At 62.8% G+C, this 21082-nt stretch carries 20 protein-coding genes; 12 read left to right on the top strand and 8 right to left on the bottom strand.

All coding sequences use genetic code 11. From position 1 onward, the window contains the following. Positions 1-3 precede the first annotated feature (3 nt). On the top strand, positions 4-693 hold the full coding sequence (locus BLU15_RS19615; RefSeq protein ID WP_060529094.1) for an NnrU family protein: 690 nt from the start codon (positions 4-6) through the stop codon (positions 691-693). A 1-nt stretch (position 694) separates the two neighbouring features. On the opposite strand, the gene BLU15_RS19610 is transcribed toward BLU15_RS19615, so the two are convergent. Further along, the gene (locus BLU15_RS19610) at positions 695-1285 is read right to left on the bottom strand and encodes a UbiX family flavin prenyltransferase (RefSeq protein ID WP_090297291.1); all 591 of its coding nucleotides are present in this window, start codon (positions 1283-1285) and stop codon (positions 695-697) included. Beyond that, complete coding sequence (locus BLU15_RS19605) at positions 1282-2793, bottom strand: UbiD family decarboxylase (RefSeq protein ID WP_034790612.1); 1512 nt, start codon at positions 2791-2793, stop codon at positions 1282-1284. The genes BLU15_RS19610 and BLU15_RS19605 overlap by 4 nt, the downstream gene beginning before the upstream one ends. 115 nt (positions 2794-2908) lie before the next feature. On the opposite strand from BLU15_RS19605, the gene BLU15_RS19600 reads away from it, so the two are divergent. From BLU15_RS19600 to BLU15_RS19590, 3 genes are read left to right on the top strand one after another with little or no spacing between them, the layout of a single operon-like run. After that, on the top strand, positions 2909-3427 hold the full coding sequence (locus BLU15_RS19600) for a ubiquinone anaerobic biosynthesis accessory factor UbiT (RefSeq protein ID WP_034790616.1): 519 nt from the start codon (positions 2909-2911) through the stop codon (positions 3425-3427). Beyond that, positions 3418-4395, top strand: a complete 978-nt coding sequence (locus BLU15_RS19595; protein WP_034790618.1) for a ubiquinone anaerobic biosynthesis protein UbiU — start codon at positions 3418-3420, stop codon at positions 4393-4395. The genes BLU15_RS19600 and BLU15_RS19595 overlap by 10 nt, the downstream gene beginning before the upstream one ends. Positions 4396-4402: 7 nt before the next feature. Beyond that, on the top strand, positions 4403-5329 hold the full coding sequence (locus BLU15_RS19590) for a ubiquinone anaerobic biosynthesis protein UbiV (RefSeq protein ID WP_090297290.1): 927 nt from the start codon (positions 4403-4405) through the stop codon (positions 5327-5329). Positions 5330-5397: 68 nt separating this feature from the next. Here the strand turns inward: BLU15_RS19590 and BLU15_RS19585 are convergent, their stop codons facing one another. Continuing rightward, positions 5398-6330: a LysR family transcriptional regulator gene (locus tag BLU15_RS19585; RefSeq protein WP_234798768.1), complete on the bottom strand. Its 933-nt coding sequence runs from the start codon at positions 6328-6330 to the stop codon at positions 5398-5400. A gap of 91 nt (positions 6331-6421) precedes the next feature. Here BLU15_RS19585 and ilvD point away from each other — a divergent pair, with 91 nt between their 5' ends. Next, positions 6422-8092 carry a dihydroxy-acid dehydratase gene (gene ilvD / locus BLU15_RS19580; protein ID WP_090297287.1) on the top strand — a complete coding sequence of 557 codons (1671 nt, stop codon included), beginning with the start codon at positions 6422-6424 and terminating at the stop codon, positions 8090-8092. A 77-nt stretch (positions 8093-8169) separates the two neighbouring features. Here the strand turns inward: ilvD and BLU15_RS19575 are convergent, their stop codons facing one another. Next, on the bottom strand, positions 8170-8781 hold the full coding sequence (locus tag BLU15_RS19575) for an NUDIX hydrolase (protein ID WP_090297285.1): 612 nt from the start codon (positions 8779-8781) through the stop codon (positions 8170-8172). 193 nt (positions 8782-8974) lie between these two features. After that, positions 8975-9961, bottom strand: a complete 987-nt coding sequence (locus BLU15_RS19570; protein WP_090297282.1) for a cyclase family protein — start codon at positions 9959-9961, stop codon at positions 8975-8977. Positions 9962-10077: 116 nt separating this feature from the next. On the opposite strand from BLU15_RS19570, the gene BLU15_RS19565 reads away from it, so the two are divergent. From BLU15_RS19565 to BLU15_RS19550, 4 genes are all read left to right on the top strand, one after another. Beyond that, on the top strand, positions 10078-10974 hold the full coding sequence (locus tag BLU15_RS19565; protein ID WP_060521125.1) for a LysR family transcriptional regulator: 897 nt from the start codon (positions 10078-10080) through the stop codon (positions 10972-10974). Between the two features lie 297 nt (positions 10975-11271). Beyond that, complete coding sequence (locus tag BLU15_RS19560) at positions 11272-12474, top strand: HlyD family secretion protein (RefSeq protein WP_060583493.1); 1203 nt, start codon at positions 11272-11274, stop codon at positions 12472-12474. Between the two features lie 70 nt (positions 12475-12544). Beyond that, positions 12545-14137, top strand: a complete 1593-nt coding sequence (locus BLU15_RS19555; protein WP_090297414.1) for a DHA2 family efflux MFS transporter permease subunit — start codon at positions 12545-12547, stop codon at positions 14135-14137. A 30-nt stretch (positions 14138-14167) separates the two neighbouring features. After that, the gene (locus BLU15_RS19550; protein WP_090297279.1) at positions 14168-14629 is read left to right on the top strand and encodes a MaoC family dehydratase; all 462 of its coding nucleotides are present in this window, start codon (positions 14168-14170) and stop codon (positions 14627-14629) included. Positions 14630-14792: 163 nt separating this feature from the next. Here the strand turns inward: BLU15_RS19550 and BLU15_RS40010 are convergent, their stop codons facing one another. Then, entirely contained in the window at positions 14793-14939 is a 147-nt protein-coding gene (locus BLU15_RS40010; protein WP_234798769.1) for a hypothetical protein, read from the bottom strand. Here BLU15_RS40010 and BLU15_RS19545 point away from each other — a divergent pair. The 3 genes from BLU15_RS19545 to BLU15_RS19535 all read left to right on the top strand — a co-directional run bounded on the left by BLU15_RS19545 (position 14931) and on the right by BLU15_RS19535 (position 17507). After that, positions 14931-16331: a sensor histidine kinase gene (locus BLU15_RS19545; RefSeq protein WP_244546776.1), complete on the top strand. Its 1401-nt coding sequence runs from the start codon at positions 14931-14933 to the stop codon at positions 16329-16331. The genes BLU15_RS40010 and BLU15_RS19545 overlap by 9 nt on opposite strands. Then, positions 16328-16936, top strand: a complete 609-nt coding sequence (locus BLU15_RS19540) for a response regulator transcription factor (protein ID WP_090297275.1) — start codon at positions 16328-16330, stop codon at positions 16934-16936. The genes BLU15_RS19545 and BLU15_RS19540 overlap by 4 nt, the downstream gene beginning before the upstream one ends. Positions 16937-17024: 88 nt before the next feature. Beyond that, complete coding sequence (locus BLU15_RS19535; protein WP_060583487.1) at positions 17025-17507, top strand: GlcG/HbpS family heme-binding protein; 483 nt, start codon at positions 17025-17027, stop codon at positions 17505-17507. Positions 17508-17703: 196 nt separating this feature from the next. Here the strand turns inward: BLU15_RS19535 and BLU15_RS19530 are convergent, their stop codons facing one another. Then, complete coding sequence (locus tag BLU15_RS19530) at positions 17704-19908, bottom strand: TonB-dependent siderophore receptor (protein ID WP_090297272.1); 2205 nt, start codon at positions 19906-19908, stop codon at positions 17704-17706. 173 nt (positions 19909-20081) lie between these two features. After that, complete coding sequence (locus BLU15_RS19525) at positions 20082-20966, bottom strand: helix-turn-helix domain-containing protein (RefSeq protein ID WP_034790688.1); 885 nt, start codon at positions 20964-20966, stop codon at positions 20082-20084. Between the last annotated feature and the right edge of the window lie 116 nt (positions 20967-21082).

Raw genomic sequence — 21082 nt, 5'->3', positions numbered from 1 at the left:
GATATGACCTATTTTCTCCTCGCCTTCGCCGTCTTCCTGCTGCTCCATCTGGTGCCGGCCTGGCCGGCGTTACGCCAGGGCCTGATCGACCGGCTCGGTCGCTCGACCTATTTCGCGGTGTATTCGCTTCTTTCCGTGCTTGCTCTCGGCTTCGTCTTTCACGCGGCCCTTCAGCTCGATTTCATCCCGCTCTGGGAACCGGCGGCCTGGCAGGCCTGGGTAACCTTCGTGCTGGCGCCACTCGGCATCTTTCTCGTGCTGGCTGGCCTCTTCAGCGAAAACGCGCTGTCGATCTCCATCTATCAGGGAAACGAGCGGCCCGGCGCCATCGTAACGATCACCCGTCACCCGGTGCTCTGGGGCTTCCTGCTCTGGGCCGCCGGTCACATCGTGCCCAATGGCGACTTGCGCGCGCTGGTTCTTTTCGGCGGTTTCGCACTGTTTTCCGCCGGTGGCTTCTTCATGCTTGAAAAGCGTGCCCGCCGGCGTTTGGGTGACAACTGGCAAGCGGCCTCGAAGGGCACGTCAGTCTGGCCCTTTGCGGCCATCATTCGAGGCGAAACCCGTTTGCGCGCCGATCCCGTGATGATCATCGCCGCCTTTGCCACCGTCGCGATTGCCGTGTGGCTGCTGCTTGGCGGTCACGAGGTCCTGTTCGGCGCCGATCCGCTGCTTCAGGCCACCGTCTCCTAGATCACAATGATTTTTGGTCCTCACCCTGCCAGGCCATAGCCTGCGGGGTGATCGGCAGTGCCAGCAGGTCGATCGCTCGGGCCGCCAGATGGTCGACGATGGCCGAGACGCTCTCAGGCCGATGATAGAAGGCCGGCACCGGCGGCATGATAATCGCCCCCATTTCCGTGACGGCGCACATATTGCGCAGGTGACCGAGATGCAGCGGTGTCTCGCGTGCCATCAGCACCAGCCTGCGCCGCTCCTTCAGATGCACGTCGGCTGCCCGTACCACGAGGTTATCGGCCATGCCGGCAGAGATCGCCGCAAGTGAGCGCATGGAGCACGGCGCGACGATCATGCCGGCCGTCGAAAACGATCCGCTCGCAATCGCCGCGCCGATATCGGCGTGGTCATAGGTCCGCGCGGCCAGACGCAGCAGGGATGGAAGAGCGCCTGCGCCGACCTCATGCGCGAGCGTGCGGTGCGCCGCCGGCGACAGAACCAGATGCAGCTCGACGCTTTCGATTTCGCTGAGCCGCTGCGCGATGCGCACCGCAATCGCAGCACCCGAAGCCCCGGTGACACCGAGGACGATCTTCAACCGGTTCATCGGGTCAGCCCTCCAAGCCCGAGACCGGCCCAGATCGCATCGACCTGACCCACGACCTCCGGCGACATTTCGAGCACCCGCCCCCATTCACGGTCTGTCTCGGCGCCGATCTTGTTGGTGGCGTCGAGCCCGAGCTTGCCACCGAGGCCGGAGCGTGGCGACGCGAAGTCGAGGTAGTCGATCGGCGTGCCCTCGATCACGGTCACGTCGCGGCTGGCATCGAAGCGGGTCGCAAGAGCCCACATTACGTCGGACCAGTTGCGCACGTCGATATCCGGGTCGACGGCGATGATCAGCTTGGTGTAGCTGAACTGCGGCAAGACAGACCAAAGCCCCATCATCACGCGCTTGGCCTGACCGGGATAACGCTTGTCGATCGCGACGACCATGGCTCTGTAGGAGCAGGCCTCCGGCGGCAACCAGAGATCGGATATCTCCGGAAACTGCTTGCGAACCAGTGGCACGAACAGCCTGTTCATCGCCTCTCCGAGCCGCGAAGGCTCGTCCGGCGGTCGGCCGGTATAGGTGGAAAGATAGAGCGGATTCCGACGCATGGTGATCGCCGACAGACGCATGACCGGGAACGGCTCCACCGAATTGTAATAGCCGGTATGGTCGCCATAGGGGCCCTCCTCCGCGGTCTTGCTCGCCGAGACCGTACCCTCGATCACGATCTCCGCATTGGCCGGCACTGAAAGTGGCACGGTCTTCGCCTTCACGAGTTGCGTCCTGCCGCGCCGAAGCAGGCCTGAGAAATTCAGCTCGCTCAGTCCGTCCGGCAGCGGCATGACCGCAGAAAGGATCGTCGCTGGGTCGGCACCGATGACGACCGCGATCGGCATGTCCTGACCCAGGCGTTGCCAGAGACGATGGTGGCGGGCGCCGCCGCGGTGGGCGAGCCAGCGCACGATGGCGCGATCGGGCCCCAGCACCTGCATGCGATAGATCCCGACATTGACATCGAACGGATCATCCGGCGCGCGCGTGATCACCAGTGGCCAGGTAATCAGCGGCGCCGGCTCTCCCGGCCAGCACCATTGAACCGGCAGGCGCCCAAGGTCGATTTCCTGATCGCGCCAGACGACCTCCTGACACAGCGCACGCGTTACCTTTCGTGGCCGCATATACATCGCCGATCGGAGCAGAGGCAGCCGATCCCAGGCGTCGCGCAGCGACTGCGGCGCTCTCGGATCGCGCAGCTCCGCAAGTTCACCCGCAAGCGCATCGAGCCCGCCCGGCGCCAGGCCGAAACCACGCTCGATCCGGCGTTCCGACCCGAAGAGATTGGTCAGAAGCGGGATCGGTTGTGCGGCGCCTGTCGCATCGACCGGCCGCTCGAAGAGAAGCGCCGGCCCGTCGGCGGCAAGCACGCGGCGGTGGATTTCGGTCACCTCATGCACCAGCGAAACCGGTCGCGAAATCCGCTTCAAATCGCCTTCGCGCTCGAGCGCGTCGATAAAATCCTGAAGCGTTGCAAAGCCCTTTGACGGGCGAAAGGTCCTGTTCATGGAGCCTGTTTGTGGCGGCGAATGGCCCTTGTCTTTGACGTGGCGCAAACAACGACCGGCAGCAGGCGACTAGCATGCGCCGCATCGTTCGATTCCGACGCTCCACAGGTAGCAAATGACACTTCCGCTCGCGATCACCGCCCCCCTTAGCTTCGTTCCCATCGTCGCCATCGAAAGCGTGGTGCAGCGCGTCTTTGCCCATGTGATCGCGAGCCATCCGGGCCTCTTCGACCGTCTCGCGGATCATGCAGCCAAGCGCTACGCCTTCCAGCCGTCTGACCTGCCGATCGGCTTCCTTGTCGAACCGGCCGTGCCGCGCATCTCCGTACATCGCAAGGAGCGCACGCCGGTTTCCGATGCCTGCATGGAAGGCGAGCTCGTACTGCTCTTGGCGCTGCTCGAGGGCCGCATCGACGGCGACGCCGTGTTCTTTTCGCGCGATCTTGCCGTCAGCGGCGACATGGAGGCGATGCTGGCGCTGCGCAACGCACTCGACGACTGCGAGATCGACCTTCCAAGCGATCTCGCTGACATGGCCGGACCGCTGGCCCCGCTCGTGCGCCGCGCGGGAGAAAAGATCCGCGAACGGGCGCTTGGCCGCGTTCTCAAGGAGGAGGCTCCCCAATGGAACTGATCTGCCCCGCCGGCACGCCAGCTGCCTTCCGCGAAGCCGTCGATGCCGGTGCCGACGCGGTCTATTGCGGCTTTCGCGACGAGACGAACGCCCGCAATTTTCCGGGCTTGAACTTCTCGCGCGACGAACTCCGAACGGCAATTGCCTATGCCAAGCAGCGCAGGGTGATGACCTTTGTTGCGATCAACACCTTCATGCGCGCCGGCCAGGAGACGCTCTGGCATCAGGCGGTGGATGACGCCGTGGCACTTGGTGCCGATGCCGTCATCCTCGCGGATTTCGGCCTGATGGCTTATACGGTGGAACGCCATCCGCAGCAGCGGCTGCACGTTTCCGTCCAGGCCTCGGCCTCGAATGCCGACGCCGTGCGCTTCCTCGTCGAGACCTTCGCGGCAAAACGCGTTGTGTTGCCGCGCACCCTGACGATCGCCGACATCGCTCGCCTTGCCAAACAGATCGATTGCGAGATCGAGGTCTTTGCCTTCGGCGGCCTCTGTGTCATGGCCGAGGGGCGCTGTTCGCTCTCTTCCTACGCCACGGGCAAGTCGCCCAACATGAACGGTGTCTGCTCGCCCGCAAGCCACGTGCGCTATCGCCAGGACGGACGCGAGCTGGTGTCCGAGCTCGGCGATTACACTATCAACCGCTTCCCGGCGGGCGAAGCCGCTGGCTATCCGACGCTCTGCAAGGGGCGCTTCGACATTGCGGAGGACCGCGGCTACGCCTTCGAGGACCCGGTTTCACTCGACGTCATGGACCATATCGATGCCCTGCGCAGCGCCGGCGTCAGCGCGCTGAAGATCGAGGGCCGGCAGCGCGGCAAGGCCTATGTCGCCGAGGTCGTGTCAGTGATGCGGCGGGCACTGACCGCCAGCGCCACCGAGCGGCCCGCATTGGTGTCGCGGCTGAAGGCGCTCAGCGAAGGCCAGAAGACGACAACAGGCGCCTACGAAAAGCGCTGGAGGTAATCGGCCCATGACCATATCGACAAGCCCATCCAAGCCCGTCCTGAGCCTCGGCCCGGTCTACTATCTCTGGGATGGCCCCAAATGGCGCGATTTCTATTTCCGCATCGCTGACGAAGCGCCGATCGCCCACGTCACGATCGGCGAGGCCGTCTGCTCGAAGCGGCTGCATTTCATCGAGCCCCATGTCGGCGAGGTCATCGAACGGCTGGAGAATGCCGGCAAGCAGGTGAGCCTCGCCTCGCTCGCGCTGGTGACGCTGGAACGTGAAAGCCAGTTGGTGCGCGGGCTGGTGCGTGACAGCGCCCATCCGATCGAGGTCAATGACCTATCCGCGCTGCACCTGCTTGCCGGCAAGCCGCATTCTATCGGGCCGCTGGTCAACGTCTATAACGGCGCGACTGCCCGGCTCTTGGCCTCGAGGGGCGCGATGAGCATCTGTCTGCCGCCAGAACTGCCGATGACGTCGGTGCGCGGCATTATCGAGGAAAGTCCGGGGGTCGCCTTCGAGGTCTTCGCGTTCGGCCGCGTACCGCTGGCGATTTCGGCGCGTTGCGCCCATGCCCGCTCCAAGGGGCTGATCAAGGACAATTGCCAGTTCATCTGCGGCGAAGACCCTGACGGCCTGACCGTCGAGACCCTCGACAGCCAGCCTTTTCTGGCGCTGAACGGCGTACAGACCATGTCGCACACCTGCCAGGTGCTGCTGCAGGAACTGCCAGAGCTTGCCGCCGCCGGCGTTTCCCGCGTTCGGCTGTCGCCGCAGGATTGCGACATGGCGGCCGTGGCCCGCATCTTCGACGATGTCATCGCCGGGCGATGCTGGCCACGTGAAGCACAGGCGGATCTTGGCGGCGTTTACCCAAACAGGCCGTTTTCCAATGGTTTCCACCACGGTCAGACAGGAGCGGCATGGATATCCGCCGAAGCAAGTTAGCGAGGTGAGGAGGCGCATACATCGCCTCGCATTCGCGAATTGCGTCCTTCGCAGGATCCACCTGTCGGTTACAGCGCTTGCGCAGGCTGATGAACCGACGCATTGGCGACAGCGAGAAAGTTTGCGCATGCCGCGTTCCGATCATTGGTGCGCCAAAGCAAGCCAGTTTCAACTGTCGGGACGCGCCCGGAAAGCGGCAGATAGGTCACCCCGTCTCGCTGCAGCCTGGTCATGGACTGCGGCACCAGTGCGACACCCATCCCGGAGCCCACCAGTCCGATGATCGTCTGCATCTGTATAGCCTCCTGGAAGACGGAGAAGGCTGAGCGATGCTCGGCGAAGTAGCCCGAAACAAGGTCGTGAAAGATCGGCGCGGACCGCCGTGGAAAGAGGATCAGTGGCGCGGCGAAGAACGCGGCAGGTTCGAGTATCCCCTCGCAGAAGCCGTCGCGCCCTTCGTCTATCCAGGATGACGGGACCGCGGCAATCAGCGGTTCGCGAAGGATCGGGCGATAGCTCAGGGTTTGGCTCAGCGAACTGGATGGCGGAGCGATGACGATGCCGACATCGACTTCGCTCCTCAGCAGGGCATCGATCTGCACGTCGCTTGTCGCTTCGCGCAGAGAGAGCTCGACGTTTGGATAGGCAGCCCGAAAGCGACCGACGGCTGCTGGCAGCAGGCTATAGTCGACAGTACTGACGAAGGACAGGCGCAGGAGCCCCATTTCGCCGCGTGCAAGCTTTCTCGCGATATCAGGCAGCGCTGTCGCCTCTGCCAGAACGCGTCGGGCATGCACAAACCATTGCTCGCCGACGGGCGTGAGTTTCACCTCGCGTTTGGTGCGATCGAAAAGCCGCAATCCGAGTTCTCTTTCCAGCGCCTGGATCGCTTGACTGAGCGGCGGTTGCGTCATGTTGAGGCGTTCGGCGGCGCGGCCGAAATGAAGTTCCTCGGCAACCGCCACGAACTGGCGAATCTGTCTCAGGTCCATGTTGCTCATTAATATGTCCAGAGACCTAAATTGGCGTCATAAATATATTTCACAACTCTTTTGCGCGCCAGTAGGTTGGTCTCGATTTCGGGAGGCCAAGATGCACAACCAACGATCCAGACAGATTACAGAAGGCGTCGCGCGTTCGCCGAACCGGGCAATGTATTATGCGCTCGGATACAAGAAGGCCGATTTCGCCAAGCCGATGATTGGCATTGCCAATGGCCACTCGACGATCACGCCCTGCAATGCCGGGCTGCAGCCACTCGCGGACGCGGCCGTAGCCGCGATCAAGGCTGCTGGAGCCAACCCACAGATATTCGGGACGCCGACGATTTCGGACGGCATGTCCATGGGGACAGAGGGCATGAAATACTCCCTCGTCTCGCGTGAGGTAATTGCCGACTGCGTCGAGACGACGGTGCAGGGTCAATGGATGGACGGCGTTCTGGTGCTCGGCGGCTGCGACAAGAACATGCCGGGCGGCATGATCGGCATTCTCCGCGCCAATGTCCCGGCCATCTATGTCTATGGCGGCACGATAAAGCCCGGTCTCTGGAAGGGGCAGAGCCTCTCGGTCGTTTCGGCATTCGAGGCCGTCGGCGCCTACATGGCAGGCCAGATGAGCGCGGAGGATTTCGAAGGCATAGAGCGAAATGCCTGTCCGACGACCGGATCCTGCGGCGGCATGTACACGGCCAACACGATGAGTTCCTCGTTTGAAGCCCTGGGCATGTCCCTGCTCTACTCGTCGAACATGGCCAAATCCGACCGGGAGAAGATCGACAGCACCGTCGAATCGGCACGCGTCCTGGTGGATGCCGTGAAGAAGGGCATCAGGCCGCGGGACATCGTCACGCGGCAATCGATTGAAAACGCAGTCACACTCGTCATGGCGACGGGTGGCTCGACGAACGCCGTGCTGCACTACCTGGCGATCGCGCATGCGGCTGAGGTCGACTGGACGTTGGAGGATTTCGAGCGCGTGCGTCGCCAGGTTCCGGTGATCTGCGACCTGAAGCCGTCCGGCCGCTATATGGCCGTCGACCTTCACAAGGCCGGGGGCGTGCCGCAGGTACTGAAACTCCTGTTGAACGCGGGCCTGCTCTACGGTGATTGTCTTACGATAACCGGCAGGACAATCGGAGAGGAACTCTCGCACGTGCCGGATAGGCCCACCGCAGAGCAGGAGGTCATCCGGCCGCTCAGTGCACCTCTTTATCGCGAAGGACATCTCGCGATCCTCAATGGCAATCTCGCCGAAGGCGGGGCGGTTGCGAAGATCAGCGGGCTCAAGCGCCCCGTCATGACCGGTCCGGCGCGGGTCTTTGAGGACGAGCAGTCCGCCATGGATGCCATTCTCTCCGACACAATAAGGCCAGGTGATATCCTCGTCCTTCGTTATCTCGGCCCGAAGGGCGGACCGGGCATGCCGGAAATGCTCGCTCCCACATCGGCGATCATCGGGCGCGGTCTCGGCGAGAGCGTCGGCCTTGTCACCGACGGGCGGTTTTCCGGTGGCACATGGGGCATGGTCGTCGGCCATGTCTCCCCGGAAGCGTTCGAAGGCGGAACGATCGCCCTCGTCGAGGATGGTGACCAGATCACAATCGACGCTGGCAAGCGGCTCCTGCAGCTTAACCTGCCGGTAGACGAGATCGCCCGACGGCGGGCGTTGTGGCGCCAGCCTGTGCCGCGTTATCGGCGCGGCGTGCTGGCAAAGTATGCGGCCCTGGTGCGCCCGGCCAGCGAAGGTGCGGTCACCGGCTGACGTTGCTGAGCATTTTCGACAGCCGTCGGAAAACCGGGTCATCGACGCCGACCCAGAGGCGGGTGGGCGCCGCAGCCTCAATCTGCAACGCCGCCGACCGGTACTCGGTTGGAGAACAGGTTCAAGGCGGCGTACTGCAGAAGCATGATCGTCTTGCCATCGCGGATGGCGCCAGAGCGGATCATGGCAAGCGCCTCGTCTATGCCAAGTTCGAGAACTGCGATATCCTCGCCTTCGTCTTCGTTACCGCCGCCCTGGGATGTGCGGTCGTCGGGCTGGTACTCGCCAACGAAGAAATGCAGGCGCTCGGTCACCGAGCCTGGGCTCATGAAGGCGTCGAACACCTGTCGCACGTCGCGCAGGAGAAAGCCCGTCTCCTCCTCCGTCTCCGCGCGGATGCGCGCTTCCGGTTCGGCGTTGTCGAGCAGTCCCGCCGGCGCCTCGACGAGCAGGTCATCATGGCCGTTGACGAAGGCTGGGTAGCGAAACTGTCGGGTCAGGATCACGGTGCGGCGGACCGGATCGTAGAGCAGGATCGTCGCGCCGTTGCCGCGATCGTAGGTTTCCCGTGACTGCCGCTGCCAGCTCCCGTCGCCGCGCAGAAAGGAAAAGGTGGTCTTCTTCAGGACGTACCAATCGTCCGAGAGAATAGTGACGTCTTCCACTTGAATTCGGTGTGCAATGCTCATGCTGCCCTCCATTGATAATGGCTGTGATGCGGTCGGGCAATTTCGTGCATTTGCGTGCAATGTCAAGATTTTTCGTGTACGGACGTCGCCCTGCGGCATGAATATCGGGCGGCGTTTGTTGCGGAAACGGCGAGTGCCGTGGGGTCAATCCCGCGGCACTCGGGTCAGCCGATTATGGTCTAACGGCATCCGCCTATCGCAACGGGAAGGCGACCGGCCGGATCGGAGCTGCGTCGGCGCCACGGAACTTCAACGACGCGCCGACGAAGGCAAACTCGTAGACCCTGTCCTTGGACAGTTTTTCGAGATTGATGAGCTCAATGATCGGAGCGCCTTGCTGCGCGAGCAGGTAGGTGTGAACGGGAATGTAGTTGTTTTCCGTTTCGGCCGGGAAGGCTTCGAAGCTCAGGTTATCTGCGCCCACCACCATGGCGCCGCCGTCCTCGACGAGGAACTTTGCCGCGTCGATGCTGAGGCCGGGAGGGTTGCTCATATAGGCGGACTTGTCTTCGTAGTTCTGCATGCGACCCGTGCGGATCAAGGCGACATCGCCCTCCGCCAGCGTCACGCCCTGGCTTTTCAGCGCGTCTTCGAGATCCTTGCGCGTGATCCGGTAGTTGTCGGGCAGCATCTGCATGCCTTTGGCTGCCGCGACGTCGATCATCACGCCGCGCGCGACGATCGGCGGCAGCTTTTCGGCGCCGGTGATGGTCCAACCCTGGTCCCCGAGGTGATCGGCGGCGGCATAGCCATTCCAGATCTTGCCGTTCAGGCCGAAGTGATTGAGCGCGTCAATGTGGGTACCCATGTGGGCATACATAGAAACCGCCGAGCCGGTGTAGCTGACATGGGCGTTCATCTCCTTGCCGACCTTCATCGGATCGGAGACCAGGGTGCCATTCGGCGTGTGCGTCATCCACATCTGGTAGGGCGGGTCCCCGGCCGCCTCCCAGCTGGGCATGCCGATGAAATACTCGACCGCGAGGTCGTAGGACTTGCTCCCCTCGATCCGCGACAAAATGGCGGCGCGGGAATCCGGCGTGATGAGATTGAGGCGCCCGATCTCATCCTTCGGCCCCCACGGGCTCTTGCCGACCTCCTGCGCGAAGGCCGTGCCGCCGACGAGGCTGGCGACGAGAGAAGCGACCAAGACACGCTCCAGGACTGCGGTGTTGAACATGATGAACTCCTTCTTCTGGTCTTCCCGCGATATCAGGAAGCTGGGCTCACCTTATTGCTGGCGCTGAAGAGAATAATCAGCGATGAATTGAAAATATAATTTACTCTGGAGAAAATATGGATCTGCTGGCCGCCATGCGTTCGTTCCGCCGCGTCATCGAACTTCAGAGCTTCAACAAGGCGGCGGAGGAGCTCGGACAGTCGAACGCGTCGATCAGCAAGCAGGTCCGGCAACTGGAAGAACGGCTCGGGGCCGTGCTCATCGTGCGCACGACCCGGCGCATGAGCCTGTCGGAAAACGGACGCGCCTATTTTTCCGAATGCTGCCGGCTTCTCGACGAGCTCGATCATCTGGAGCGCACCACCTCCGGCGAGGCCGGCGAGATCAACGGCCGGCTCCGGCTCAATGCGCCCCTCTCCTTCGGATTGACCGTGCTTGCGCCGATGCTCGCGCGCTTCATGACACTTCATCCGCAATTGAAGGTCGACATGACGCTCGACGACCACGTGCTCGACGTCGTTTCGGAAGGCTTTGACGTTTCCATCCGGGTGCGCGCGGCTCTGACGGATTCATCGCTGATCGCCCGGCGGCTCGGCGACATTGGCCAAGTCATCTGCGCCGCCCCGGCCTATCTCGCAGACAATGGCACGCCCGCGACCGTTGCCGATCTCAAGAGCCACCATTGCCTCACCTATCGCCTGGCCGACCAGCCCGGCAGCTGGAGGCTGGAAGGGCCTGACGGCGCCGTCATGATCGACCTGCCGGCACGTTTCGTCGCCGACAACAGCCTGATGCTCAGCGAAATGATTCAGGCGGGCATCGGCATTGGCGTGTTGCCCTCCTTCATCGCCACGCCGTTGCTTGCCGAGGGCAAGCTCTGCCAGGTGCTGCCTGGTCACAAGCTCGCCGAACGCGGCATCTACGCGGTCTATCCTACCAATCGGCTGTTGCTGCCGAAGGTGAAGGCCTTCACCGAGTTTCTGGCAAGCGAGATGCGACAGGCCGGGCTTTAAGGGCTCGGCGTGACAAATACCTCAGAACCGGGTCGTGAGGTTCACGCGGAATATGCGCCCCGGTAGCCGCATTGAGATAGCGGTCATGTTCGGCCAACTGAAGATGGCGCGGGCGCCGTCGATCGCGAACGCCTCGTAATCATGTTACCTGGGTGACAGCTCAGATTATGGAACGGCCAAACTTTCCAAATTCGTTTGACAGCAATCGGCGGCGCGAATATTTTGGAAAGCATAAAGTTTCCGTATTTGGCCAACCGTTCATTTCGACGCGCGCCGCACCGGTGAAAGGAACCGGAAATGAGCCAGCAGTCATTCAGCATCGAAAATGCCCAGCCTATGAAAACGATGGAGGCCGTGCCCGGCGTGGAGGCACAGCGGACGCTGCCTGTCATCCCGACTGTGATCGCCACGAACGCTATCGGAACCCGCAGGCGCTGGCTCCGCAATGTGCTTTTCGCATCCGTTGCCATCGCCGCCGTCGCCGGCGCGACCGATTTCGGTTGGGCCTACTGGACGACGGGTCGCTTCGAGGTGTCGACCGACGACGCCTATGTGAAGGCCGATAGCACGACCATTGCCCCAAAGGTCTCGGGCCATATCGCCGAGGTGCTGGTCACCGACAACCAGCAGGTCAAGGCCGGACAGGTTCTCGCCCGCATCGACGATCGGGACTTCACAGTCAGCCTCGAACAGACCAGGGCCGGCGTCGAAGCCGCCGAGGCCAATATCGCAAACAAGCAATCGGCTCTCATCGCACAGCAATCCGTGATCGATTCGGCCAAGGCGACGGTCGAGGCCGACAAGGCCGACCAAACCTTCGCCGAGCAGGACGACAGGCGCTATTCGGAGCTCGCAAGGCAAGGCTTCGGTACCCTGCAGAACGCGCAACAGGCGGCCTCACGCATTGCCGCCGCAAGGGCCGCGGTGACGCGCGACACGGCAGCGCTCGCAAGCGCGGTCAAGCAGCTCGACGTGATCAAAGCCGAAGTCGCACAAGCAAAGGCCGCGCTAGACAGCGCGAAGGCGGCCGATCATCAGGCCGAGCTCAACCTCTCCTACACCGCGCTCGCAGCACCGATCGACGGCGTGATCGGCAACCGCACCTTGCGCGTCGGTCAATATGTGCAGGCCGGGACACAGCTGATGGCAGTCGTGCCCACGCACGCGGCCTACATCGTTGCCAACTACAAGGAAACACAGCTTGCCGATGTCGTTCCCGGCCAGACCGTGGCGATAGAGGTGGACACCTTCCCGGGCCAGGTCTTCGAGGGCCACGTCGACAGCATCTCGCCGGCAAGCGGCCAGGAATTTGCGCTGCTGCCGCCCGACAATGCGACGGGAAACTTCACCAAGGTGGTGCAGCGCATCCCCGTCAAGATCGTGATCAATCGCGACAGTCCGCACGACGTGGTGCTGCGGCCCGGCATGTCCGTCTACCCGACGATCGACACCCGAACCGCAGGAACGGCGGTGGCCGCCGTGTCGGCAAGCATAAACTGAAGGACGCTCAGGCGCCGTTCCCAGCTTTAAGGGCTGGCAGGAGGATGCAATGTCCACCACCACGATGCCCATGGTTTCGCCCGGCGTGCGTGAGCCCGCAGCAACGTCGCCCGACAAGGCAAGTACGACGGCCTGGATTTCCGTTCTTGCCGGCCTGATCGGCGCCTTCATGGCGATCCTCAACATCCAGATTACCAACGCCTCGCTGCTCGATATCGAAGGCGGCATCGGTACCGGCGTCGACAACGGCGCCTGGATATCGACCTCGTATCTCATCGGCGAAATCGTCGTGATCCCGCTCACCGACTATTTGAGCCGCGTCTTCTCGTTCCGGCGCTATATGCTGACGAACGCCATCCTGTTTCCGCTGTTTTCGGCGGCCTGTGCGTTTGCCCATGATCTAGGCTCGATGATTGCGCTGCGCGGTCTGCAGGGTTTTGCCGGCGGCGTGCTCATTCCGATGGCCTTCACCATGGTGTTGACCCGCCTGCCCAAAGCGCAGCAGCCGCTCGGCCTGGCGCTGTTTGCGCTCTCGGTCACCTTCGCCCCGGCGATTGGCCCGACGATCGGCGGCTATCTCACCGAGAATTATGGCTGGCAGTCGATCTTCTTCGTCAACGCCCCGCCGAGCCTGGTGATGGTAATTGCGCTCTACTTCACCCTTGAGAAGAAGCCGATGCAATTGTCCCTGCTCAAGGAGGGCGATTGGGCCGGCATTATTACCATGGCCATCGGCCTTTCGGCGCTGCAGACGGTTCTGGAGGAAGGCAACAAGGACGACTGGTTCCAATCGCCGTTCATCGTCAAGCTCGCTTTGACGGCGGCCGTGTTCCTGATCGCCTTCATCATCATAGAGCTCAAGGTCGAAAAGCCGCTGGTGCAATTGCGCCTGCTCAAGCAGCGCAATTTCGGGGTCGGCGTTCTCGTCAACGTGCTTGTCGGCGTCGCCCTGTTCGGCACGGTCTACATCCTGCCGCAGTATCTCGGCCAGGTGCAGCGCTACAATGCCGAGCAGATTGGCCTCGTGCTTGCCTGGACCGGGCTGCCGCAGCTTCTCATCATCCCGCTCGTGCCGGCGCTGATGAAGCGGTTCGACGTGCGCTACATCGGTTTCGTCGGCATAAGCATCTTCGCGGCCAGCTGTTTCATGAACACGACGCTGTCGCTCGACAGTGCCGGCGACCAGTTCTTCATCCCGAATATCGTACGCGCCATCGGTCAGGCGCTGGTGCTGACGCCGATCACGGTGATCACCACCGCCCGTATCGCCCCGAACGACGCGGCAGCCGCCTCGGGCCTGTCGAACATGCTGCGCAATCTCGGCGGCGCCGTCGGCACGGCCACCCTTGCGACGGTGCTGACCAAGCGTGAGCAGTTTCACTCAAACATCATCGGCCAGTCGGTGACCGTCTATCGCGACGAAGTCCGCGACCGGATCGGCGATCTGACGCGGCATTTCATGGCCCATGGCGTCACCGATGCCGCCGTCGCACAGCACAAGGCGATCGCCGTGATCGGTGCTACGGTTCGCCGGCAGGCGCTGATCCTCGGTTTCAGTGATACCTTCGCGGTGATCGGGATCGTGCTGGCGCTTGCAGCCATCGCGCTGCTCTTCACCCGCAAGATCCAACTCGGCGGCGCCGGCGCGGGTGGCGCACACTAATTCGAAGATACGATGGAAGGAGGAAGGCCCATGCAAGGTTCCAGACCGGATCGTCTCTATCTGGAGGATCTTCACGTCGTGCAACGCTTTACCAGCGCGACGCATACGGTCGACGAGGCGCAGATCAAGACTTTTGCCGCGCAGTTCGACCCGCAGCCGTTTCATCTGGACGAGGCGGCCGCCAGTGACACGCTCTTCAAGGGCCTGGCCGCAAGCGGGTGGCACACGGCGGCGATCACGATGCGGCTGAACGTGGAGACCGGCCTGCCTTTCGCCGGTGGCCTCATCGGCGCGGGCGGAGACATCACTTGGCCGGCCCCGACGCGGCCCGGCGATACCCTGCGTGTCGAAAGCGAGGTGGTCGAGATCATTCCCTCGCGCTCGAAACCGGACCGCGGCATCGCCGTCGTCGTCAGCCAGACGATCAACCAGCGCAACGAGGTCGTGCAGATCCTCAAGGCGAAGCTCGTGATCGCGCGCAAGCCGGGCTGAAACGGCCGGCCGTGCTTCGCGATCCTTCGGGGTAGCGCCGCGCGACGCGCTCTGGATTTTCTGTCGTCGGGACCGTATTTTCCCCGGCAGGCGCCCCGCGCAGCCGGACAGCAGCAATGGAAGGCTGTGCAAGAAAGTCTGCAAATGACAAGAATGATCAATGTTACCGAACAACCGTCCGTTTCTTGAGCGGCCCTTTTTTCTTGCTGCCCTTTGGTGTCTCCTCCTGCTTGTCGGGGCCGTGGCTCTCGGCGCTCGTGAGCGACAGTCCCTCGTTGCCGAACTGGAGCAGGAAAGTACCGTGCTCCATGGGCTGGCCTCCCAGCGCGCCGATCAGCACGATGCCCATTTGACGGCGCTTTCGGCCGTGGCGGTTGCGTCCGAAGGGCGCCGGCACGATCTCTTCCTGGATGTCGCGCGCACGATTACCCGCTTCTATCCGCGCATTGATGAAGTCCAGCTTATCTCGCTTGATCCGGAGACAGAGACGATCGGGACCGGTCCGCTGGATGCGGCGACGGCCAAGCGCATTCGTGCGGCGGCCAAAGCTTCCGACGGCCGGATTGCGCTTCTGCCGCATCCGCAGCGCCCCGATCATTACATGATGGTCAAGCGCAGCCCCAACACGAACGAGGCGCGCTACGGGTTGATGCTCGCCATCGATGCCGGCAAGCTGATCGGCGATGGCGGGCCTTTCTGGTCCCGATCGAGCACGGCCGTCCGGCTTTCGCTGCCGGACGGGCACAATCTGCTTCAGCCGGCCACGCTGCCCAATGCCATCCGCTTCTCCAGGCCGCTCAGCAGCGCGTCACAACCGCTCTTGCTCGAAACCGGTATGGATATCGGTCTCTCCGATATGTTTCCGCCCCTACAGACTGGCCTGACGTTCGTCGCCCTGACGCTCGCCTATCTCGCAGGCTTGGCGGCCTTGCGCCAACGGGCGCGAACCCGCGCGGCGGAACAGCAGGCACGGCTGAGCGCGCTCGATTCGCGGCTTAGCCATGCCTCACGGGTCAATGCGCTTGGAGAGATGGCAAGCGGCATGGCCCACGAGTTGAACCAACCCTTGACCGCAATCCTCGCGCAGGCTCAAGCCGGGCGTCGCCTCCTCAACCAGGGGAACCACGCTGCCCTCGCCTCCGTGCTCGACGATACCATCAGCCAGGCGCGCCGGGCTTCCGGTATTCTTGAGCGGTTCCGCAACTGGTCGCAGCCGAATGCGGTACCTGTGAGTGCATTCGACCTGCGCCGAGCGCTCGGCAATGTCGAGGCGCTGCTGGAGCAGGACGCCCGGTCCCGCAGCATCCTGCTGGAGTTCCACCTGCCGGAAACGCCGGTGATCGTGACAGGCGACCCGGTCGAAATCGAGCAGGTAGCCTTCAATCTGGTGCGTAATGCGATGGAAGCACTTGACGGTCACGCAGGCGAAGCGCCCGGCGTGGTCGTGACCTTGAGGCAAGAAGACTCCATGGTGGTTTTCGATGTCGTCGACAATGGCCCAGGTATTCCCGAAGCCTTGCGCCCGCGCCTTTTCACCCCGTTCATGACGACGCGGGCGGGCGGCACGGGACTTGGCCTCGCCCTCAGCCAACGCTTGGTGGAACGCGTCGGCGGCGAGATTACATTGGTGGCCGGCGACGAGGGCGCCACCTTCCGGGTGACACTGCCCAAGGCGCGAGCCCGTCTGGAAGAGACACAATGACCGTTCCCGTCTATCTCGTCGACGACGACGATGCGGTCCGCCGCGCGCTCGGCCTGCTGCTCTCGACGGTCGGCATCAAGGTCATCCCCTTCGCCGATCCGCAGGCTTTTATCGGGCAATTGTCGCGCCTTGAGCCGGGTTGCCTGATCCTCGACATCCGCATGCCGGCGATCTCCGGGCTGAAGCTGCAGGAAAAGCTCCGCGAAAATGGCGTGGACTGGCCGACAATCGTCATTTCCGGCCATGGCGATATCGAAGCTTGCCGGCGCGCCTTCCGCAACGGCGCCATCGACTTTCTCTCCAAGCCCATAGACGAAGAGGACCTGATCGACGCGATCCACAAGGGGCAGGAAATACTGGTGCGTACGATGCAGGCACGGGCGGAAAAGGCGGAAACTCTTGCTCTGTTGGCAGCGCTCACGCAGCGTGAGCGCGAGGTTCTCGATCGCATCGCTGCAGGTTTCACCACCCGCCAGATCGCCGAGGGGCTCGGCCTCTCGCCGCGAACGGTGGAAAGCCATCGCGCGGCGATCAGCGCCAAGCTCGGCAGCACCTCGCAGGCGGAGTTGACCCGCATCTGGCTCGAAGGGACGCAAACTCCGTAGAACTACGGATGGTGATGGAAGAGCTACGAATATCGATGGGCGGCGTCCCGCAATAACCTTTCCATATCAACAGGAAAGGAACCCATTGATGATCCGCAATATCGTGCTTGCAGCAGCTCTTCTCGCTCCCGTTGCCGCCACCGCCCAGGAGCTTCCGACCGCCGCCTACCTGCCGCTCGACATGGCCGTCAAGGCGGCCGACGCAGCGCTGAAGGCATGCGCCGCCGAAGGCCACAATGTCAGCGTCGCGGTCGTTGCACGGGACGGTTCGACCAAGGTGCTGCTGAAGGCCGACAATTCCGGTCCGCACACCGGAAACAGCGCCCAGGGCAAGGCCTTCACCTCGGCGGCCATGGGGCGCGACACGGCTGGCCTCGGCGAATTCATCGCTTCCAAGCCCGCCAATGAAGGTCTCCGCGACATGGACGCACGCATGGTCATCCAGGCCGGCGGCGTGCCGATCAAGTTCGGCAAGGCGCTCGTCGGCGGCATCGGTGTCGGCGGTGCGCCGTCGGGCGACGTTGACGCAAACTGCGCGACAGCAGGCCTTGCTGCAATCGGCTCGAAGTAATTCGCTCCAAGGGGGGCTCTCGCCCTTGAAAAGGCGGCGGGCCTCTCCATTTAAAGGCCACTACCCGTTTCGAGAGCTCTCAGCCGTCGGCGCCTTTGGCGTGCGATAGTGGCACTCCGGGTTAAAAACAGGGCGCTCCCCGGCACGGGTCGAGCGCCCTGTTTGCTTTAGCAGGTCATCGATCAGCCGAACGATCTCACCAGGTCTTGCTGAGCTTCAACGTGACCGTGCGCGCATCGCCATATCCGCAAACAAGCAGGCCATTGCAGCCGCTGACATAGTGCTTGTCGAACAGGTTGGTGACATTGAGGGCAGCGCCCCAGCCGTCCTTCTCGTAGCGCAGGGCTGCGTCGAAGACGGTCGACGCCGGCACCTTCGCGGTATTTTCCTTGTCCGCCCAGCTCTCGCCGCGATAGCGCACGCCGGCGCCGAGGCTGAGGCCTTCCAGCGCGCCCTGCTGCACCGTGTAGTCGAGCCACAGCGAAGCCTGCGTATCGGGGACGAGATAGGGCGATTTGCCGATCAGCGCACGGTTTGCGTCCTCGGTCACCTCGATATCCATGAAATCGAGGCCCGCAATCAGCTTCCAGCTTTCGTCGAGATTGACCTTGCCCTCGAACTCGATGCCGCGGGAACGCACTTCGCCGGTCTGGGTCGAGATGCTGGTCAGCGGATCGGTGACGAGAGCGTTGCGCTTGGTCAGCTGGTAGATGGACGCCGTCAGCACGCCATCAAAAAAGGTCGGTTCGTACTTGATCCCGGCCTCGAACTGCTCACCCTCTTCCGGCTTGGTGTTGCCGGTCGCCGTTACCGCCACGACCGGATTGAAGAAGGTCGCGGCGCTGACGTAAGGGGTGAGGCCGTTGTCGAATTCATAGGCAAGGCCGGCGCGGCCGCTAAGCGCGCCTTCGCTGTAGTCGAAACTCGAATTCTGGGTCGGCGCCCAGAAGGTCGGTCCGTTGTCGGTCTTGGTGTCGACATAGTCGTAGCGACCGTTGAGCGTGACGAGCCAGCCGTCGCCAAAGCGGATCTGGTCCTGCGCGTAGACGCCGATCTGCTGCTGTGTGATCACCTGGTTGATGTAGATGGCGTTCGCGGGTTGCGGCGCGCCATAGACCGGATCAGTAGCGCTGATCGGCGTTCCCGCCGACGACGCCTGGACGTGGTCCAGCCGGAAGAACTTGTAGTCGAGGCCGACGAGCAGCGTATGCTCGAGCGCTCCCGTCTCGAACTCGCCTTCGAGCCGGTTGTCGGCGGCGAACGTATCGACCTTCGACGTCGCCTCGAAGCCGAGGCGATAAAGCAGGTTGTCCGGGGTCGCCGGCGTGTTCGAAACCGGAAAAGGAAGGCTCGGATCGTAGTAGCCGTAGGTGTAAGGCCCGTTCTCGTGCTTGTAGAGATGACCGTAGCGAAGGTTCTGACTGAACTGCCAGCCGCTGTCGAACTCGTGCTTGAATTCGTAGCCGAGCATCTGCTGCACATAAGTTCCGGTATCGATGTCCGGCTCGCCAAAGAAGGCCTTGCGGTCGATCTTGCCGAAGGGCGCATCGACGACCGAGCCGACATAGGGCAGGAAGCCGCCACCGGTATGAACCTGATCGAGCCCCTGCAGCAGGCCGTAGACGGTCAAGCTGGTCGCGTCGTCGGGCTGATAGGTGATCTGCGGCAGGATGAAGCCGCGCAGATCCTCCGAATGGTCCACATAGTTGTCGCCACCTGAGATCTTGCCGGTGACGCGATAGTTGATTGCGTCGTCCAGCTGCCGGTTCACGTCAATCCCGAGGAAGGCATTGCCGTTGTTGTTGATGCCCGTCTCGACATAGGCGGAGCTTCCCTCCGTCGGCCGCTTGCTGATGAGGCTGACGATCCCGCCCGGATTGGCGCCGCCATAAAGCACCGAAGCCGGACCTTTCAGCACCTCGACACGTTCCAGCATGAAGGGATCGATCTGGAACCCGCCGAAGCCGTAGGAAAAGAGGTTGAGGCCGTCGAGGAACACGCCGGTCTGCGTCGCGTCGAAGCCGCGGATGTAGAACCAGTCGGTATCCGGATCGACGCCGAAGGGCTCGGCCATCACGCCCGGCGTGTAGCGCAGCGCTTCGTCGACCTTGTTGACGACGCCGCGGTCGTCAAGCTCCTCGCGTCCGACGACGGAAACGCTCTGCGGGATCTCAGCGATCGGAGTTGCGGATTTCGAGCCGGTCGTCGTCGCCTTGGCGACATAGCCGTCGACCGGACCTGTGGCGTCGTTCTCCGTCCTCGCGCCGGTCGCCTCGATCGTTTCCAGCCTTGTCGCCGGCGCATCCTGCGCCATTGCCGCGCCGGTGGCCAGAACCGCAATGGCGGCGACCCCGCTTGCCAGCCACTCCGTCAGCCGTACTGCCTTGCCTCTTACCATCATCTGTCTGCCATCTCACCCGAACCACCGCAGTGCCTTACAGGCGGGGCGGCTTACACCCTCTAATAAGGTGAGTGTTTATATCAACTATTGCGGTGGCTCTTGTCGCGATCAGCGGAAATTGAACGTTTCTGGGCTATTTGATGCGAACAACCGCCCTTCAAGATGGAACTTGCTCAGCTCAATCGGCTGCGTTTCCAAGACGCAGGCGTCGCGCCCACGACCTTGCGGAAGACCCGGGTGAAGTGCGCCTGGTCGGAGAAGCCGGTCTCGGCCGCAACCGTCGTCAGCGACGCCTCGTTCTTCAGCAACAGTTGCTTGGCTCTCTCAACCCGCGCATTGGTCTGCCACTGGTGCGGTGCCATGCCGGTCGACGCCTTGAAGGCGTGACTGAAGTGCGACTGCGACAGTCCGGCAAGGGACGCCAGCTCCTCCAGGCGGATGTTGCGCCCCCAGTTCTCGTCGATGTATTCGACCGCCCGGCGGAGTTGCCAGGTGGCAAGCGCGCTGCGTTTGCGGGCATCGCTGCGATTAAGCTTCATCAGGTCGATGAACAATGCGACCGTCAGGCCATCGCCGTAGAGATCGTGCAAGGGCTGCGGATTGAGGCACTCGGCGGCGATCAGCTGTGCAAGCTGCAGGAAGCGTTCGTCGTAAAACATCAGCCGTGGCGTGTCGCATCGCCCCGCATCGAGCTCCTCCTCCAGCCGTCGGCCGAGAACCTCGAGATTGAAATGCAGGTCGAGGTGGCGGATACGCCTGACATCGACCATGTCCGCCCAGATTTCCATGCCCGCCGGGATATAGGAAAGCGCCTGCTGGCGCTCGTTCTCGACCGCGCCGCGCCCATCGGGCGAAAGTCTGACGTTGCAACGGCTACCGCCTTCAGCGTCGAGCACGATGAACATGCGCGGATCATCCGAGAGGTAGTGGCCACCTGCCCTCGCCTCGCATTCGACGTCCCAGACGTCGGCGATGATCCCGTTCCATTCGCGCCGGTGCAGGCCGCCGATCACCTTGAACCCGGAAATCTTGTTCTGCATCCGCGGTTGAAACGACATCGAGGCGTATCCAATGCTCTAGGGACGAGGCGACGCCTCCGGCTAATTCCTTCCTCCATTACTCATCTTTAATGTTTGACGGAAGCCCCATTCACACGACCGGTCAATGGGCCTGG

The organism is Ensifer sp. YR511, from assembly GCF_900103045.1.
GTDB lineage: Bacteria > Pseudomonadota > Alphaproteobacteria > Rhizobiales > Rhizobiaceae > Ensifer > Ensifer adhaerens.
This window is presented reverse-complemented; position numbering and strand designations above follow the sequence as displayed.

Bases quoted from the DNA above. Each gene is read 5' to 3' on its own strand.
- BLU15_RS19525 (WP_034790688.1), bottom strand. From the start codon at position 20,966: ATGTCGTTTCAACCGCGGATGCAGAACAAGATTTCCGGGTTCAAGGTG.
- BLU15_RS40010 (WP_234798769.1), bottom strand. From the start codon at position 14,939: ATGGAGCACGGTACTTTCCTGCTCCAGTTCGGCAACGAGGGACTGTCG.
- BLU15_RS19600 (WP_034790616.1), top strand. From the start codon at position 2,909: ATGACACTTCCGCTCGCGATCACCGCCCCCCTTAGCTTCGTTCCCATC.
- BLU15_RS19540 (WP_090297275.1), top strand. From the start codon at position 16,328: ATGACCGTTCCCGTCTATCTCGTCGACGACGACGATGCGGTCCGCCGC.
- BLU15_RS19530 (WP_090297272.1), bottom strand. From the start codon at position 19,908: ATGATGGTAAGAGGCAAGGCAGTACGGCTGACGGAGTGGCTGGCAAGC.
- BLU15_RS19610 (WP_090297291.1), bottom strand. From the start codon at position 1,285: ATGAACCGGTTGAAGATCGTCCTCGGTGTCACCGGGGCTTCGGGTGCT.
- BLU15_RS19605 (WP_034790612.1), bottom strand. From the start codon at position 2,793: ATGAACAGGACCTTTCGCCCGTCAAAGGGCTTTGCAACGCTTCAGGAT.
- BLU15_RS19615 (WP_060529094.1), top strand. From the start codon at position 4: ATGACCTATTTTCTCCTCGCCTTCGCCGTCTTCCTGCTGCTCCATCTG.
- BLU15_RS19595 (WP_034790618.1), top strand. From the start codon at position 3,418: ATGGAACTGATCTGCCCCGCCGGCACGCCAGCTGCCTTCCGCGAAGCC.
- ilvD (WP_090297287.1), top strand. From the start codon at position 6,422: ATGCACAACCAACGATCCAGACAGATTACAGAAGGCGTCGCGCGTTCG.
- BLU15_RS19550 (WP_090297279.1), top strand. From the start codon at position 14,168: ATGCAAGGTTCCAGACCGGATCGTCTCTATCTGGAGGATCTTCACGTC.
- BLU15_RS19555 (WP_090297414.1), top strand. From the start codon at position 12,545: ATGGTTTCGCCCGGCGTGCGTGAGCCCGCAGCAACGTCGCCCGACAAG.
- BLU15_RS19560 (WP_060583493.1), top strand. From the start codon at position 11,272: ATGAGCCAGCAGTCATTCAGCATCGAAAATGCCCAGCCTATGAAAACG.
- BLU15_RS19575 (WP_090297285.1), bottom strand. From the start codon at position 8,781: ATGAGCATTGCACACCGAATTCAAGTGGAAGACGTCACTATTCTCTCG.
- BLU15_RS19565 (WP_060521125.1), top strand. From the start codon at position 10,078: ATGGATCTGCTGGCCGCCATGCGTTCGTTCCGCCGCGTCATCGAACTT.
- BLU15_RS19590 (WP_090297290.1), top strand. From the start codon at position 4,403: ATGACCATATCGACAAGCCCATCCAAGCCCGTCCTGAGCCTCGGCCCG.
- BLU15_RS19535 (WP_060583487.1), top strand. From the start codon at position 17,025: ATGATCCGCAATATCGTGCTTGCAGCAGCTCTTCTCGCTCCCGTTGCC.
- BLU15_RS19585 (WP_234798768.1), bottom strand. From the start codon at position 6,330: ATGAGCAACATGGACCTGAGACAGATTCGCCAGTTCGTGGCGGTTGCC.
- BLU15_RS19570 (WP_090297282.1), bottom strand. From the start codon at position 9,961: ATGTTCAACACCGCAGTCCTGGAGCGTGTCTTGGTCGCTTCTCTCGTC.